The organism is Sinorhizobium medicae (assembly GCF_007827695.1).
Classification (GTDB): domain Bacteria; phylum Pseudomonadota; class Alphaproteobacteria; order Rhizobiales; family Rhizobiaceae; genus Sinorhizobium; species Sinorhizobium medicae.
The window spans coordinates 21,276-36,032 of sequence record NZ_VITA01000007.1 but is presented as its reverse complement, the minus strand read 5'-3'; the positions used below and the strand labels follow the sequence as shown (position 1 = coordinate 36,032).

At 62.0% G+C, this 14,757-nt stretch carries 9 protein-coding genes; 8 read left to right on the top strand and 1 reads right to left on the bottom strand.

What is annotated here, in order from left to right:
* Positions 1-42 precede the first annotated feature (42 nt).
* From FB009_RS13770 to lysS, 3 genes are all read left to right on the top strand, one after another.
* Entirely contained in the window at positions 43-798 is a 756-nt protein-coding gene (locus FB009_RS13770) for a TerC family protein (protein ID WP_012067013.1), read from the top strand.
* 399 nt (positions 799-1,197) lie between these two features.
* On the top strand, positions 1,198-2,655 hold the full coding sequence (gene gltX, locus FB009_RS13765) for a glutamate--tRNA ligase (protein ID WP_012067014.1): 1,458 nt from the start codon (positions 1,198-1,200) through the stop codon (positions 2,653-2,655).
* A 10-nt stretch (positions 2,656-2,665) separates the two neighbouring features.
* The gene (gene lysS, locus FB009_RS13760) at positions 2,666-4,162 is read left to right on the top strand and encodes a lysine--tRNA ligase (RefSeq protein ID WP_012067015.1); all 1,497 of its coding nucleotides are present in this window, start codon (positions 2,666-2,668) and stop codon (positions 4,160-4,162) included.
* Positions 4,163-4,244: 82 nt separating this feature from the next.
* On the opposite strand, the gene FB009_RS13755 is transcribed toward lysS, so the two are convergent.
* Positions 4,245-4,862, bottom strand: coding sequence for a hypothetical protein (locus FB009_RS13755; RefSeq protein ID WP_012067016.1), 618 nt, complete (start codon positions 4,860-4,862; stop codon positions 4,245-4,247).
* A gap of 210 nt (positions 4,863-5,072) precedes the next feature.
* On the opposite strand from FB009_RS13755, the gene FB009_RS13750 reads away from it, so the two are divergent.
* From FB009_RS13750 to FB009_RS13730, 5 genes are all read left to right on the top strand, one after another.
* The gene (locus tag FB009_RS13750) at positions 5,073-6,026 is read left to right on the top strand and encodes a nucleoside hydrolase (RefSeq protein ID WP_012067017.1); all 954 of its coding nucleotides are present in this window, start codon (positions 5,073-5,075) and stop codon (positions 6,024-6,026) included.
* Between the two features lie 167 nt (positions 6,027-6,193).
* A complete protein-coding gene (locus FB009_RS13745) occupies positions 6,194-7,204 on the top strand; it encodes a ligase-associated DNA damage response exonuclease (protein ID WP_102045052.1) in 1,011 nt (336 codons plus the stop codon).
* Between the two features lie 3 nt (positions 7,205-7,207).
* On the top strand, positions 7,208-8,821 hold the full coding sequence (locus FB009_RS13740) for a cisplatin damage response ATP-dependent DNA ligase (protein ID WP_012067019.1): 1,614 nt from the start codon (positions 7,208-7,210) through the stop codon (positions 8,819-8,821).
* A gap of 157 nt (positions 8,822-8,978) precedes the next feature.
* A complete protein-coding gene (locus FB009_RS13735; RefSeq protein WP_012067020.1) occupies positions 8,979-11,615 on the top strand; it encodes a bifunctional diguanylate cyclase/phosphodiesterase in 2,637 nt (878 codons plus the stop codon).
* Between the two features lie 232 nt (positions 11,616-11,847).
* On the top strand, positions 11,848-14,757 hold the full coding sequence (locus tag FB009_RS13730; RefSeq protein WP_024311017.1) for a monovalent cation/H+ antiporter subunit A: 2,910 nt from the start codon (positions 11,848-11,850) through the stop codon (positions 14,755-14,757).

Sequence of the window (14,757 nt, the reverse complement as noted above, 5' to 3'; positions counted from 1 at the left end):
AATACTGCGCGATCTGTCGTGTCCGGAAAGGAAAAGTCGCCGATGCAGGAAATCCTCACGCTTGTTCAAAGCCCGGAGGCTTGGATCGCCCTCATCACACTCATTGTAATGGAGGTCGTCCTCGGCATCGACAACCTCATCTTCATCTCCATCCTCACCAATAAGCTGCCGCCGGAAAACCGCGTTAGCGCCCGGCGCATCGGAATCGGTCTCGCGCTTGTCATGCGCCTGGCCCTGCTCGGCACCATCGCCTGGATCGTACAGCTGACCCAGCCCGTCTTCGAAGCCTTCGGCCACGGCTTTTCCTGGAAGGATATGATCCTGATCGCTGGCGGTCTCTTCCTCGTCTGGAAGGCGACGAAGGAAATCCACCACAGCGTCGACCCGAGCGACCATGAGGAAGACTTCATCGCAACCTCCGCGATCAACAGCTTTGCCTCCGCGATCGGTCAGATCCTGCTCCTCGATCTCGTTTTCTCGGTCGACAGCATCATCACCGCCGTTGGCATGACCCCCCATCTGCCGATCATGGTCGTCGCCGTCGTCGTGGCCGTGACGGTCATGCTGTTCGCAGCCAATCCGCTTGCGAATTTCATCGAGAGAAATCCGACCATCGTCATGCTGGCCCTTGCCTTCCTTCTGATGATCGGCACGACCCTTATCGCCGAAGGCATGGGCTTCCATGTACCGAAAGGCTACGTCTATGCGGCCATGGCCTTCTCGGCACTGGTCGAGGTGCTGAACATGGTCGCTCGTAACGCCCGGATCAGAAAGCAGCAACCCGCGAAACGGCCTTAAACCCGGGCCTCGCATTGGTTACGCTGAAGAGGCCCGCATTCGCGAATGCGGGCCTCTTGCTGCGGGAGGGAGTCGAGGACGGCCTGGACGGGTCAGGAACTCGTCTGCCAGTTTATGGGCCACGGAAAGAAAGCGGCAAGTTCCCGTGCTCTCCTGTTCCGTCGCGTCCGGTTGCCACAGACCGCACCCTCGCAACGGATAACGCAGCAGCATCGTTAGCGTTCCTCTTTCCGTTGACATGCAGGGCTTTCTATGGTCTCACCCCTGCCGACTGGAATTGCCTGCCTCTACCGCCGGTGTGGCGCCCTTGCGGGCCTTTCCTTCCCATAAAATGCGCGCCCGAAAGCCGGAGGATATTCCGGCAAGGGCCCCGAAAGCACGTCAAGACGGGCAAAGACAATGGCAGATTCTGCAGTCCGGGTGCGTATCGCACCTTCCCCCACCGGCGAGCCGCATGTCGGCACCGCTTATATCGCGCTCTTCAACTATCTCTTCGCCAAGAAGCACGGCGGCGAATTTATTCTGCGCATTGAGGACACGGATGCGACGCGCTCGACGCCCGAATTCGAGAAGAAAGTGCTCGACGCACTGAAATGGTGCGGGCTGGAATGGTCGGAAGGTCCCGATATTGGCGGCCCCTGCGGCCCCTATCGCCAGAGCGACCGCAAGGACATCTATAAGCCCTATGTCGAACAGATCGTGGCAAACGGCCACGGCTTCCGCTGCTTCTGCACGCCGGAGCGGTTGGAGCAGATGCGCGAGGCGCAGCGGGCCGCCGGCAAGCCGCCGAAATATGACGGTCTCTGCCTCAGCCTCTCGGCCGAGGAAGTAACTTCGCGGGTAGCCGCCGGCGAGCCGCATGTCGTGCGTATGAAGATACCCACCGAGGGTTCCTGCAAGTTCCGCGACGGCGTCTATGGCGACGTGGAGATACCGTGGGAAGCCGTCGACATGCAGGTGCTGCTCAAGGCCGACGGCATGCCGACCTATCACATGGCGAACGTCGTCGACGACCATCTGATGAAGATCACGCATGTCGCACGCGGCGAGGAATGGCTCGCCTCCGTTCCGAAGCACATCCTGATCTATCAGTATCTCGGTCTTGAACCGCCTGTCTTCATGCATCTGTCGCTGATGCGCAACGCCGACAAGTCGAAGCTGTCGAAGCGCAAGAACCCGACCTCGATCTCCTATTACACCGCTCTCGGTTACCTGCCGGAAGCGCTCATGAACTTCCTCGGCCTGTTCTTCATCCAGATTGCCGAGGGCGAAGAACTGCTGACCATGGCGGAGCTGGCGGAGAAGTTCGATCCGGAAAACCTTTCGAAGGCCGGCGCGATCTTCGACATTCAGAAGCTCGACTGGCTGAACGCACGCTGGATCCGCGAAAAGCTCTCGGAAGAGCAATTCGCAGCAAAGGTCCTTTCATGGGCCATGGACAACGACCGTCTGAGGGAGGGCCTGAAGCTCTCGCAGACCCGCATCTCCAAGCTTGGCGAACTGCCGGACCTCGCCGCCTTCCTCTTCAAATCGGACCTCGGCCTGCAGCCCGCCGCCTTTGCCGGGGTGAAGGCCTCGCCCGAGGAAATGCTGGAGATTCTGAACACCGTTCAGCCGGATCTCGAAAAGATCCTGGAATGGAACAAGGAATCGATCGAGACTGAACTGCGCGCCTGCGCCGAGCGCATGGGCAAGAAGCTGAAGGCCGTCGTGGCGCCCCTCTTTGTCGCCGTCTCGGGTTCGCAACGCTCGCTGCCGCTCTTCGATTCGATGGAACTGCTCGGCCGATCTGTCGTGCGTCAGCGGTTGAAGGTGGCCGCACAGGTCGTCGCCTCCATGGCAGGCAGCGGGAAGTAAGGACGAGACCATGACCGATAAGACAGAAAACTCCGGCCTTTCCTCCGATGCGACGGAAGTACGCGCCCAGAAGCTGAAGCTCCTGCGCGAGCAGATCGGCGATGTCTATCCCGCGCATTTCCATCGGACGATGACCAATGCGGAATTGGCCGAGAAGTACCAGGACCTCGCGCCGGACACGGAGACGCAGGACCTCGTCACCGTTGCCGGACGAGTCTATTCCTCGCGCAATTCCGGCATGTTCATGGACATCCATGACGCTTCCGGCAAGATCCAGGTCTTCTCCCACAAGGACACGACGCCTGAGGAGGCGCGTGGCCTCCTGCCGATGATCGACCTCGGAGATGTCATCGGCGTCACCGGGCTCGTCCGCCGCACGAAGCGCGGCGAACTGACGATCAACGCGCAGCAGATCACCATGCTGACCAAGTCGCTCCTGCCGATGCCGGAAAAGTATCACGGCCTTGCAGACATCGAGACGCGCTATCGCAAGCGATATCTGGACATCATGGTCAATGAGGAATCGAAGCTGCGCTTCCAGCAAAGAAGTCGCATCGTCTCCAGCCTGCGCCGCTTCCTCGAGGACGAAGGCTTCATGGAAGTCGAGACGCCGATGCTGCAGCCGATCTACGGTGGCGCGACGGCCGAGCCCTTCAAGACCCATCACAATACGCTGAAGCTCGATATGTATCTGCGCATCGCGCCCGAGCTTTATCTCAAGCGCGTGCTGGTCTCCGGTCTCACCGACAAAGTCTTCGAAATCAACCGCAACTTCCGCAACGAAGGCGTCTCCACCCGGCACAATCCGGAATTCACCATGATGGAGTGCTATTGGGCCTATGCCGACTATGAAGACGTAATGGGCCTCGTCGAACGTATGTTCGAGACCCTTGCTCTGGCGGTCCACGGCACGACCGAATTCGAGTTCGGCGACAAGCAGCTCTCCTTCAAGGGGCCGTTCCCGCGCGTCTCCATGCCCGCCGCTGTCAAGGACGCGACCGGCATTGATTTCCTAGCGATCAAAAGCGACGAGGAGGCCCGACAGGCGGCTCGCGATGCCGGTGTCGAGATCGAGAAGGACGCGACATGGGGCGAGGTGCTCGCCTTCCTCTTCGAGGAAAAGGTCGAAGCGACGCTGATCCAGCCTGCCCACGTCATCCATTTCCCGAAGGACATCTCGCCCTTCGCCAAAGAGGTGCCGGGCGAGCCGAGGCTCGTCGAGCGGTTCGAGACCTATTGCAACGGATGGGAGATCGGCAACGCCTTTTCCGAGCTCAACGACCCGGTCGAGCAACGCGCTCGTATGGTCGAACAAATGGAACAGGCGCACGCACGCGGCGAGAAGGAAAAGACGCTCGACGAGGACTTCCTCGATGCCATGGACCAGGGCATGCCGCCCGCAGGTGGTTTGGGGATCGGTGTCGACCGGCTGATCATGCTGCTCACCAACTCGCCGTCGATCCGCGACATCATTCTCTTCCCGGCCCGACGCCATAAGTCCGATTGAAGCCTGAGCCGAGCGCAGGCGGGGAGCGAGACACGGGCGGAAACCCGCGCGCTTGTCCTTCCGCTCCGGATCCAAGCGGACGTTAATGCCCCGCGTTCTCTCCTGCCGCCGCTGCATTCGCAGCCTCGGTTGCGCCAGGATCGATGCACATTGAGCGGTCGTCCATTTTGGCCATGAGGGCGCGAACGTCGTCCAGTTGGAGCGTTACGGCCTTGCCGTGGAACATACCGGCGGCGTTGGCTGTCCCAGCCTTGTAGGAGGCGCGGAACGGTTCATCCATGCCGGAAACATTCCGGGGCTCCGGGGCGAAGAGCACCTCAGCGCCGATTGCCGCGCCGCGGACGCCCGCGCGATCCTCCGGACCTGCGGCGTCGAGAACGACGACCTGATAGAGATCCGCCTTTTCCTTCCCGGCGAGCGCGCCTGCGACACGCAGAGCGGTTCTGATCCGCTCCGGCCCGCTTGCCCGATCCGTCTTCACGTGAAGGCGGATCCACCGCTGTCCCTTGTGGTCGAGCTTCAAGGTTCGCAGCGCCGTGCACTCGAGGCCGGATGTGGAAGGTTCCGCAAAAGAAGTGAGTATCCTTTCCCGGCCGACATAGACGGCAGCACCGCCGGAAGCGGCGGACACCCCGAAGGCGGCGGACAGGACGATGACCAGCCGCTTCGAAGGGCGCAATTTGCTGAGAATGGCCTTCAAGGGGCGGCTCCGCTGTCGTCGTGAAGGAGTTGCAAGAAAAGCCCGAAGGCGTCATCGACGATAGACGAGCCACCTTTCGGAAAGTTTAAGCAGAGGGGCTTGCAAAGGCCGCACGCTGCGCCGGCGATTGACTTTCGCGCGCGGCTTGTCCATTGCGCCAAGAACGAAATCGCTCTCGGCGGCAGCCGCCAGAACCAGGGGAGAGGCGATATGCACAAAGTTATCTTCGATACGGATCCGGGCGTCGACGACGCGATGGCCCTTCTCTTTCTGCACCGTCACCCGGCAATCGACCTCGTCGGCATCACCACCGTCTTCGGCAATGCGTCGATCGAAACGACGACACGCAACGCGCTGTTCCTGAAGCAGGCATGGAATATCCCCGCGCCGGTCGCCAAGGGGAGCGGCGAGACGCTTGATCCCGACCGGCCGCATGTCGGATGGCCGACAGGCATTCACGGTGACGACGGACTCGGCAATATCGGCGTGCCGGCGGAAATAGACCTGCCGCTCGATCCGCGATGCGCCCATCGCTTCATCATCGACACCGTACGCGCCAACCCGGGCGACGTGACGCTCGTCGCCGTCGGGCGGATGACGAACCTGGCGCGCGCGCTGCGCGCGGACCCGGAGATCGCCAGGCTCGTCAGGTCGGTCGTGATCATGGGCGGTGCTTTCGATGTCACGGGCAACATCACTCCTGCCGCCGAAGCCAATATCCATGGCGACCCGGAAGCGGCCGATGCAGTGATGACGGCCCCGTGGCCGGTTGCCGTCATCGGTCTGGACGTGACGACGAAGACGGTGATGAGCCGCGCAATGCTCTCCGACATCGCCGAGCGTGGCGGCAGGCCTGCGAGACTTCTCTCCGATATCTCGCAGTTCTACATCGACTTCTATGAGCATCACGTGGATGACGGCATGATCGTCCATGACAGCTGCGCCTGTGTCTATGTCGTCGCGCCCGAGCTCTTTCAGACCCGCGGCGGCGCGATCCGGGTCATTTGCGGCGGCATAGCCGACGGCCAGACCCTTCAAAAACCGGATGGACGACTTTTTCCGCCGAACGCCTGGGACGACTTCCCAAGCCAGCAGACCTGCGTCGGCATCGATGCCGATGCAGTGTTGAAGCTCATCGGCGACACGCTTGCGAACGGCAGCTGAGGAACTGCGTTCGCGGCAATTCAACGGCCCGTCGATGGAACCGGTGACCGGCACGATACCCCCGCTCCCTTACCCGATGGCCAAATCGCCACGGCGCAGCCCCCCTTGCGGCGAAAATCTTTCGCAAATGGCTGGCAGACGCGCTGCCGCCGGCTATCTTTATGCCTATGAAGCCGGACGCCTTGCTCTACCCCGCCCCGAAAGGTCTCTACTGCGAACGCGGAGACTTCTACATCGACCCGGTGCAGCCGGTCGAACGGGCACTTATCACCCACGGACATTCCGACCATGCTCGCGCCGGGCATGGCCATGTACTTGCGACACGCGAGACACTCGACATCATGCGCCTGCGCTATGGCGAGGAGTTCTGCGGCGGGAGCCAAATCGCGCGCTTTGGCGAAACGATTGCGATCGGTGACGTGCGCGTCCGGTTTCACCCGGCCGGCCATGTGCTCGGATCGGCACAGATAGCGGTCGAGGCAAACGGTACACGCATCGTCGTTTCCGGCGATTACAAGCGACGGCCCGATCCGACCTGCCCGCCCTTCGAGCCGGTCGCCTGCGACGTCTTCATCACTGAAGCGACATTCGGCCTGCCTGTCTTCCACCACCCCGACGACAAGGGAGAGGTCGCCCGGTTGCTCCTATCCCTCAGACAGTTCCCCGAGCGCGCGCATGTGGTCGGCGCCTATGCGCTTGGGAAGGCACAACGCCTCATCGCACTCATACGCCAGCAGGGCTATACCGAACCGATCCACATCCACGGCGCACTCGCCAAACTCTGCGAATATTATCAGAGCCAGGGCATCGAGCTTGGCGACATCCGTCCGGCGACGCTCGGCCCGGAAAATCGCCAGGATCTCGCAGGCAGCATCGTTGTCGGACCACCGGCAGCTTTCGCCGAGCGCTGGTCGCGCCGCTTCGCCGATCCGCTCGCCATCTTCGCGTCCGGCTGGATGCTCATCCGCCAGCGTGCCAAGCAGCGTGGCGTCGAACTGCCGCTCGTCATCTCCGACCATTGCGATTGGGCGGAACTCACCGCCACGATCAAGGAAATCGCCCCTTCGGAGCTCTGGGTGACACATGGACGCGAGGAAGCGCTGGTTCGCTGGTGCCAGTTGCAGGGAATCCCGGCACGCCCGCTGCACCTTGTCGGCTACGAAGACGAGGGGGAGTGAGCGATGAAAGCCTTCGCCGAATTGCTCGACCGGCTGGTGCTGACGCCGCAGCGAAACGCCAAGATCCGGCTGCTCGTCGATTACTTCCACAGCGCGCCCGATCCGAGCCGCGGCTACGCGTTGGCCGCGATCGCCGGAACGCTCTCGCTGAACACGGTGAAGCCTGCTCTCATTCGCGACCTGCTGCTCGAGCGTATGGACGGCGTACTGTTCCAGTACTCCTACGATTATGTAGGCGATCTCGCGGAAACAGTCTCTCTGGCCTGGGAGCCGCCGGCGGAGGTCGCCCCCGAGGACATTCCGCTCGGGGAAGTCGTCGAACGGCTTCAAAAAGCGGGCCGTTCCGAGGTCCGTTCGCTCGTCCGCGAGATGCTGGACCGGCTCGATACCTCCGGCCGCTTCGCCCTCCTGAAGCTCGCGACGGGAGGCCTGCGTATCGGGGTCTCGGCACGGCTTGCGAAACAGGCGCTTGCGGAGATGGGCAGCAGGGAGGTGACAGAGATCGAAACGCTCTGGCACGGCCTGGAGCCGCCCTACCGGCCGCTTTTCCTCTGGCTCACCGGCGAGGGCGAAATGCCGTTGCTCAAGACGCCGGCGATATTTCACTCGGTGATGCTCGCGACAGCGGTGGGCGAAGGCGAGCTCGATGGTCTCGATCCGAGCGACTACGCGGCCGAGTGGAAATGGGACGGTATCCGCGTCCAACTCGCCAATGTCGGCGGGGTCCGCCGTCTCTACTCTCGCAGCGGTGACGAGATTTCCTCCGCCTTTCCCGAAATCATCGAGGTTGCCGGGATTGACGGCGTCATCGACGGCGAGCTTCTGGTCGGCGGAACGATGCGCAGCAACCGCGCCACCGGTACGTTCGCCGACCTGCAGCAGAGGCTGAACCGGAAGACCGTCAGTCGCAAGCTCCTCGATGATTATCCGGCATTCATTCGCGCCTATGACGTGCTCTTTTCAGGCGAGCGCGATATCAGGCCCGAGCCCTTCCATGTCCGCCGCGGGGCCCTGTCGGCGCTGATCGAAGCAGCCTCGCCGCAGCATTTCGATCTCTCGCCACTCGTCCCGTTTTCGAACTGGAAGGAGCTCGACGAGCTACGAGCGAAGCCGCCCGACCCCGTGATCGAGGGCGTCATGCTGAAACGTCTGGACTCGCCCTATCTGGCCGGAAGATCCAAGGGCCCCTGGTTCAAGTGGAAGCGTGCGCCCTTCAATATAGATGCCGTGCTGATGTATGCGCAACGCGGCCACGGCAAACGTTCAAGCTATTATTCCGACTTCACCTTCGGAGTTTGGACGGAGGGGGAAGACGGAACGAGCCTCGTTCCGGTCGGCAAGGCCTATTTCGGTTTCACCGATGCCGAGCTCGAGATTCTCGACCGTTTCGTGCGCGACAATACGGTCGAACGTTTCGGTCCCGTGCGCGCGGTGCGCGCCGAACCCGACAAGGGTTTCGTCGTCGAGGTCGCCTTCGAAGGCCTCAACCGCTCCACCCGTCACAAGTCCGGCGTAGCCATGCGCTTTCCGCGGATTGCCCGGCTCAGACCCGACAAGCTGCCACGCGACGCGGACCGACTGGAAACGTTGCAGGCGATGATCGGGCCGCCAACTTGAAACGCCCGTCACGGCGTGTAACGAGAGCTATTTCAGTAAATTCGCATGGAGGTTTGTTAAGGAGAGTCTGGAATTATCCGGAAGCTGCTGCATGCCGTGCGTGCTCCTCCCGGAGCGCTCTCTTTCCGGAACCGCTCTCTAGAAGTCGTATCAAGCCATGTCCCGACTGTCGCGTCATCTCGCTCCCAGCTACCTTCCGGCCATCATCGCGGCTGTTGTGGTAGCGGTCGCAGGAGTTCTCGCCGACAATCAGAACCGGATCGTTTCGGAAGCGCGACAGCGCTCCGAGGTCGCCGACGCGCTCAACCCGATACGTTCGCGCCTCGAGAGCAGCGTCAACGGCAACATCCAGCTTGTTCGAGGCCTGATCGCCACGATCGAAACCGAGCCCGACATGCAGCAGCAACGCTTCGGGGAACTCGCCCGCGGCGTCTTCAGCGAAGGCTCGCTACTCCGCAATATCGCCGCTGCGCCAGAACTGGTCGTTGCGATGGTCTACCCGTTGAAAGGCAATGAGAAGGCGATCGGTCTCGATTACCGCGCGAACGATAAACAGCGCAGTTCCGTGATGCGGGCGGTGGCGTCGGGAGAGATGGTGCTGGCGGGACCGGTCGACCTCGTCCAGGGCGGACGCGGGCTGATCGGCCGCTTTCCCGTGATGACCGCCTCGGACGACGGCAACCGATTCTGGGGCGTGGTATCGGCCGTGATCGACGTCGATCGCCTCTATCGCGACAGCGGCCTGTCATCACCAACCCTCGACATCGACGTAGCCATTGTCGGCCGGGACGGGCGGGGACGCGACGGCGCCCATTTTTTCGGCGACCCCGCAATCTTCGACAACAGCCCCGTCGAGATGAGCGTATCGCTGCCCGGTGGTTCCTGGCGCATGGCAGCGATTCCGAAAGGCGGATGGCCGGCGACACCGCGGAATGCCTGGCAGGTTCGCATCCTCATCGCTCTCGGCGGCATGATGATCGTCGCTCCGATGATCGTCGCCGGTCGCCTCATGGCCGAGCGCCAGGCGAACTTTCGAGCGTTGAGACAGAGCAAGGATCAGCTTCAGGAGCTTTCGCACCGTTTGCGGATCGCGCTCGACACTTCGATGATCGGCGTTTGGGAGCTCGATGCCGATAGCGGCAAGCTCCTGTGGGACAGCCGCATGAGGGAGCTCTATGGCGTCGGCTCGTCGATGCACGAGGTCTATGAGGACTGGAGGAACACGCTGCATCCGGAGGATCTCGCCCGTGCGGAAGCGGAATTCGACGCGGCACTCGCCACGGGCGAGGCATATAATACGGAGTTTCGCATCCGTCTTCCGGCCGGCGGAGTCCGCCACATTCGCGCGATCGGTTCGACCTATATCGGCACGAACGGCAGCAGGAAGATCGTTGGCGTCAACTGGGACGTGACCGCAGACGTGGAAACGCGTGCAACCCTGTCGGAAGCCAAACGCCTCGCCGAAGCCCACAGCGCCGAGTTGGAGGCCGCGCGTCATCGGATGGAATTCAACGCATTGCACGATCCGTTGACCGGCCTGCCGAACCGACGCTTCCTGGACCAGATCCTCCTCGACCGCAGCCGACGGGTCGAGGCGGGAGCGAAAATCAGCATCTTTCATATCGATCTCGACCGCTTCAAGCAGATCAACGACACGATGGGGCATGCGGCCGGCGACGAGATCTTGAAGCACGCGGCAAGCCTCCTCAGGGACAATGCACGCCAGGACGACTTCGTTGCCCGGATCGGCGGCGACGAGTTCGTCATCATTCGCGCGAGCGACGGCGCCGACGAAGACGCGGCGATGGCATCGCGGGTGATCGAGGCAATGAGCGTTCCGGTCCGCTACGAAGATCAGGAGTGCCGCATCGGCGTGAGCATCGGCATTGCCGCGCAAACAGATGCGACGGATGACCTTTCCCAGGTTCTGGTCAATGCCGACATCGCTCTCTACGAAGCCAAGCGCCGTGGCCGCAATCGGCAGGAGACCTTTACCGGCGCGTTGAAAACCGCCGTGCTGCAGACGAAACAGACGGCCGACGAGATCCTGCGTGGCCTCGAGCAGAACGAATTCGTCGCCCATTTCCAGCCGCAATTCTGTCCGAGCTCGCTCGACATCATCGGCGTCGAGGCGCTTGCGCGGTGGGATCATCCCACCAAGGGTCTCCTCGGCCCGCACGCCTTTCTCAAGACGGCGGAGGACATCAACGTCGTCGCGGCGATCGACCAGAAGATCCTCGAACAGGCCCTTTTTCAGATCTATCGCTGGGAAGCAAACGGCATCTATGTCCCGAAGGTATCGGTCAACCTTTCCTATCCGCGCCTCAGAGACGAGGGGCTGATCGCGCAGCTGGAGAAACTCTCCATACCCGAAGGGCGGCTTTCCTTCGAGCTGCTCGAATCGATTTCGTTCGACGAAAACGACATGATGGTGATGTCCAACATCCGGCGCATCAAGGAACTCGGCATCGATATCGAGATCGACGACTTCGGCACCGGCTATGCCTCGATCCTCAGCCTGCTGAAGCTGACGCCGCGCCGTCTGAAGATAGATCGGCAACTGGTACTGCCAATTCTCGCATCCCCGGCGGAGCGCCGGCTCGTGGCATCGATCATCGACATCGGCAAATCACTTGGGATCGACGTGATCGCCGAAGGCGTCGAAACGCTCGAGCACGCCCGCATTCTCAAGGAAATGGAATGCCATGGCCTGCAGGGCTACGCCTTCGCCCGGCCGATGAACGCCAACGATTTTGCGACTTTCGTCTTCGAGCGGCGGTGGCACGCCGCCTGAGCACAGTCCGGGTTATGTTTCTGCCTCCGGCGCGTTGCACGACACGTCGCTTTTTTCCTCCAAAGACTTGGCAGGCGTCCGGAAAATCGTCATAAAAACATATGCCTTCTGCCGCTATGCGAATGCGCGGACATCGTCCGCGCCACCCGTGCGGCGGCAGTCCTTGCGGGACCGGGAGTCCCGACCTCCGATACATCCAGAAGGAGACGGAAAGATCGAATACGCGGAGAAATTGCTTGCTCTTTTCATTCTTGTCCCGTTTGCGGGAAGCCTCATTGCAATCTTTTTCCCGTCCGATCAACGCGGTGCGATAGCCTGGTTCGCAGGCGCGATTGCGCTCGTCTGTTTCCTGATAACCGCCGGGCTCTTTCCCTATGTCGCCTCGGGTGGCGTGCTCAGATACCGGCTGGACTGGATCCCGGAGCTCGGGCTGAACTTCACCCTCAGGATGGACGGCTTCGCCTGGCTGTTTTCTGCCCTGATCACGGCGATCGGCTTTCTCGTCGTCCTCTATGCCCGCTATTATATGGCCCAGGAAGATCCGGTGCCGCGGTTCTTCGCGCTCTTTCTTGCCTTCATGGGCTCGATGCTGGGCGTCGTGCTGTCCGGCAACCTCATTCTGCTGGCCGTCTTCTGGGAACTGACAAGCATCGTCTCCTTCCTGCTTATCGGCTATTGGCACCATAACGCACACGCCCGCGACGGCGCTCGTATGGCCCTGACGATCACCGGCACCGGCGGCCTTGCAATGCTTGTCGGCCTGATAATCATGGGAAAGATCGTCGGCAGCTATGAACTCGACGCTGTTCTCGCTTCGGGCGACACGATCCGCAACCATCCGCTTTACGGCACAGTGCTGATCCTTATTCTGCTCGGGGCATTGACGAAGAGCGCACAGTTCCCCTTCCATTTCTGGCTGCCGCACGCCATGGCGGCGCCGACGCCGGTTTCCGCCTTTCTGCATTCGGCGACGATGGTCAAGGCCGGCGTCTTCCTGCTTGTGCGGTTCTGGCCGGTCATGGCCGGCACGGAAGCATGGTTCTGGATTGTCGGCCTTGCGGGCCTGACGACGCTCCTGATCGGGGCTTATTTCGCTATCTTTCAGCAGGATCTGAAAGGGCTGCTCGCCTATTCGACGATCAGCCATCTCGGACTCATCACCGTGCTCTTGAGCCTTGGCAGTCCGCTGGCGGCCGTCGCCGCCATCTTCCACATCGTCAACCACGCGACCTTCAAGGCCTCGCTCTTCATGGCGGCCGGCATCATCGACCACGAAACCGGAACGCGCGACATGCGCAGGCTGAGCGGGCTGTTCCACTTCATGCCGATCACCGCGACGCTGGCGATGGTGGCAAGTGCCGCCATGGCCGGAGTGCCGTTGCTCAACGGTTTCCTGTCCAAGGAAATGTTCTTTGCCGAGGCGGTCGAGACGCATCTCGTCAACGCGCTCGACACGGTCACGCCCTATGTGGCGACGATCGCGGGCATGTTCGCGGTTACCTATTCGCTCCGCTTCATCCACGGCGTCTTCTTCGGTCAGCCACCGGCGAACCTTCCAAGAAAGCCTCATGAGCCGCCGCGCTGGATGCGGGCGCCGGTCGACTTCCTCGTCCTGGCCTGCCTGGTCGTCGGTATAATTCCTGCACAGACAATCGGCCCCTTCCTTCATGCCGCCGTTGTCTCGGTCCTGCGCGAGGAAACGCCCTATTACAGCCTTGCGGTCTGGCATGGCTGGAACCTGCCCCTGATCATGAGCTTCGTCGCGCTTTCAGGCGGCATCGGCCTCTATCTCCTGATGCGCTCCTATCTCGCCACGGCCGTCGAGGGTCCGCCGGTCTTCCGTCTGCTGCAGGGCCAGCGTATCTTCGAGCGCGTGCTGGTGACGCTCTCGTGGAAATGGGCCAGGTGGCTTGAACAGCGGCTCGGCACGCGCCGTCTCCAACCGCAGATGCGTCTCCTCGTTTTTCTGGCGCTTGCGGCAGGGGCGTCGCCGCTCCTTTTCGGTGCATTCGAACTGCCTGCACTCGTGATCCGTGGAATCGATCCCGCCTTCGCTCTGCTCTGGGCGATCGGCATTGCCTGCGCAGTCGGTTCCGCTTACCAGGCGAAATTCCACCGTCTCGCCTCTCTGGTGCTTCTCGGCGGCGCAGGGCTGGTCACCTGTATCACTTTCGTCTGGCTTTCCGCACCCGATCTTGCGGTCACGCAGCTCCTCGTCGAAATCGTCACCACCGTCCTCATTCTCCTCGGATTGCGCTGGCTGCCGAAACGCATCGAGGAGCCGGTGGCTGCTGAGGACATCTCGATCAGGGTGCGCTTAAGGCGCTTGCGCGACGTCCTGCTGGCGGTCGCCGCCGGCGGGGGAATGATGCTCATCGCCTATACCGTGATGACACGGCCCCTTCCCGAGACGATCGCCAGCTATTTTCTCGAGCGCGCCTACAAGGAGGGCGGCGGTGCCAATGTCGTCAACGTCATTCTCGTCGATTTCCGCGGCTTCGATACGCTCGGAGAGATCGCCGTGCTCTGCATCGTAGCGCTCACGGTCTTCGCGCTTCTCCTGCGCTTCCGCCCGCAATCCGACAGCCTCGAGACGCCGGAGCAGCAACGGGTGCAGAACGCCTTCGACGACGACCATCCCGACCGCGACGCAGGCGACAGCGTCGCCGAATATCTCTTCATCCCGTCAGTGATCATGCGCTGGATGTTTCCGGTCACCGGCATGCTCGCGGCCTTTCTGTTCCTGCGCGGCCACGACCTTCCAGGCGGCGGTTTTGCCGCCGGCATCGCCATGTCGATCGGCTTTATCCTGCAATATATGTCCGGCGGCACCCGCTGGGTTGAGGAACGGCTCCGCATCCATCCGCTTCGCTGGATGAGCATCGGCCTCCTCGTGGCAACGGCGACGGGTGTCGGATCCTGGTTCTTCGGCTATCCTTTCCTCACCTCCCACGCGCAATATGCGAGCCTGCCGGTGGTCGGCAAATTCCCGCTTGCAACCGCGATCCTGTTCGACCTCGGTGTCTTTTCGCTCGTCCTCGGCGCCACCGTGCTCATCCTGATCGCGCTGGCGCACCAGTCAGTGCGTGCACCGCGTGCGCAAGCAAGGGCTGCGCGCTCCGAGAAGGGAGCGGTATCGTAA

Excerpts from the sequence above, each read along its gene's own strand:
- FB009_RS13770 (WP_012067013.1), top strand. The coding sequence starts at position 43 with ATGCAGGAAATCCTCACGCTTGTTCAAAGCCCGGAGGCTTGGATCGCC.
- gltX (WP_012067014.1), top strand. The coding sequence starts at position 1,198 with ATGGCAGATTCTGCAGTCCGGGTGCGTATCGCACCTTCCCCCACCGGC.
- lysS (WP_012067015.1), top strand. The coding sequence starts at position 2,666 with ATGACCGATAAGACAGAAAACTCCGGCCTTTCCTCCGATGCGACGGAA.
- FB009_RS13750 (WP_012067017.1), top strand. The coding sequence starts at position 5,073 with ATGCACAAAGTTATCTTCGATACGGATCCGGGCGTCGACGACGCGATG.
- FB009_RS13745 (WP_102045052.1), top strand. The coding sequence starts at position 6,194 with ATGAAGCCGGACGCCTTGCTCTACCCCGCCCCGAAAGGTCTCTACTGC.
- FB009_RS13740 (WP_012067019.1), top strand. The coding sequence starts at position 7,208 with ATGAAAGCCTTCGCCGAATTGCTCGACCGGCTGGTGCTGACGCCGCAG.
- FB009_RS13735 (WP_012067020.1), top strand. The coding sequence starts at position 8,979 with ATGTCCCGACTGTCGCGTCATCTCGCTCCCAGCTACCTTCCGGCCATC.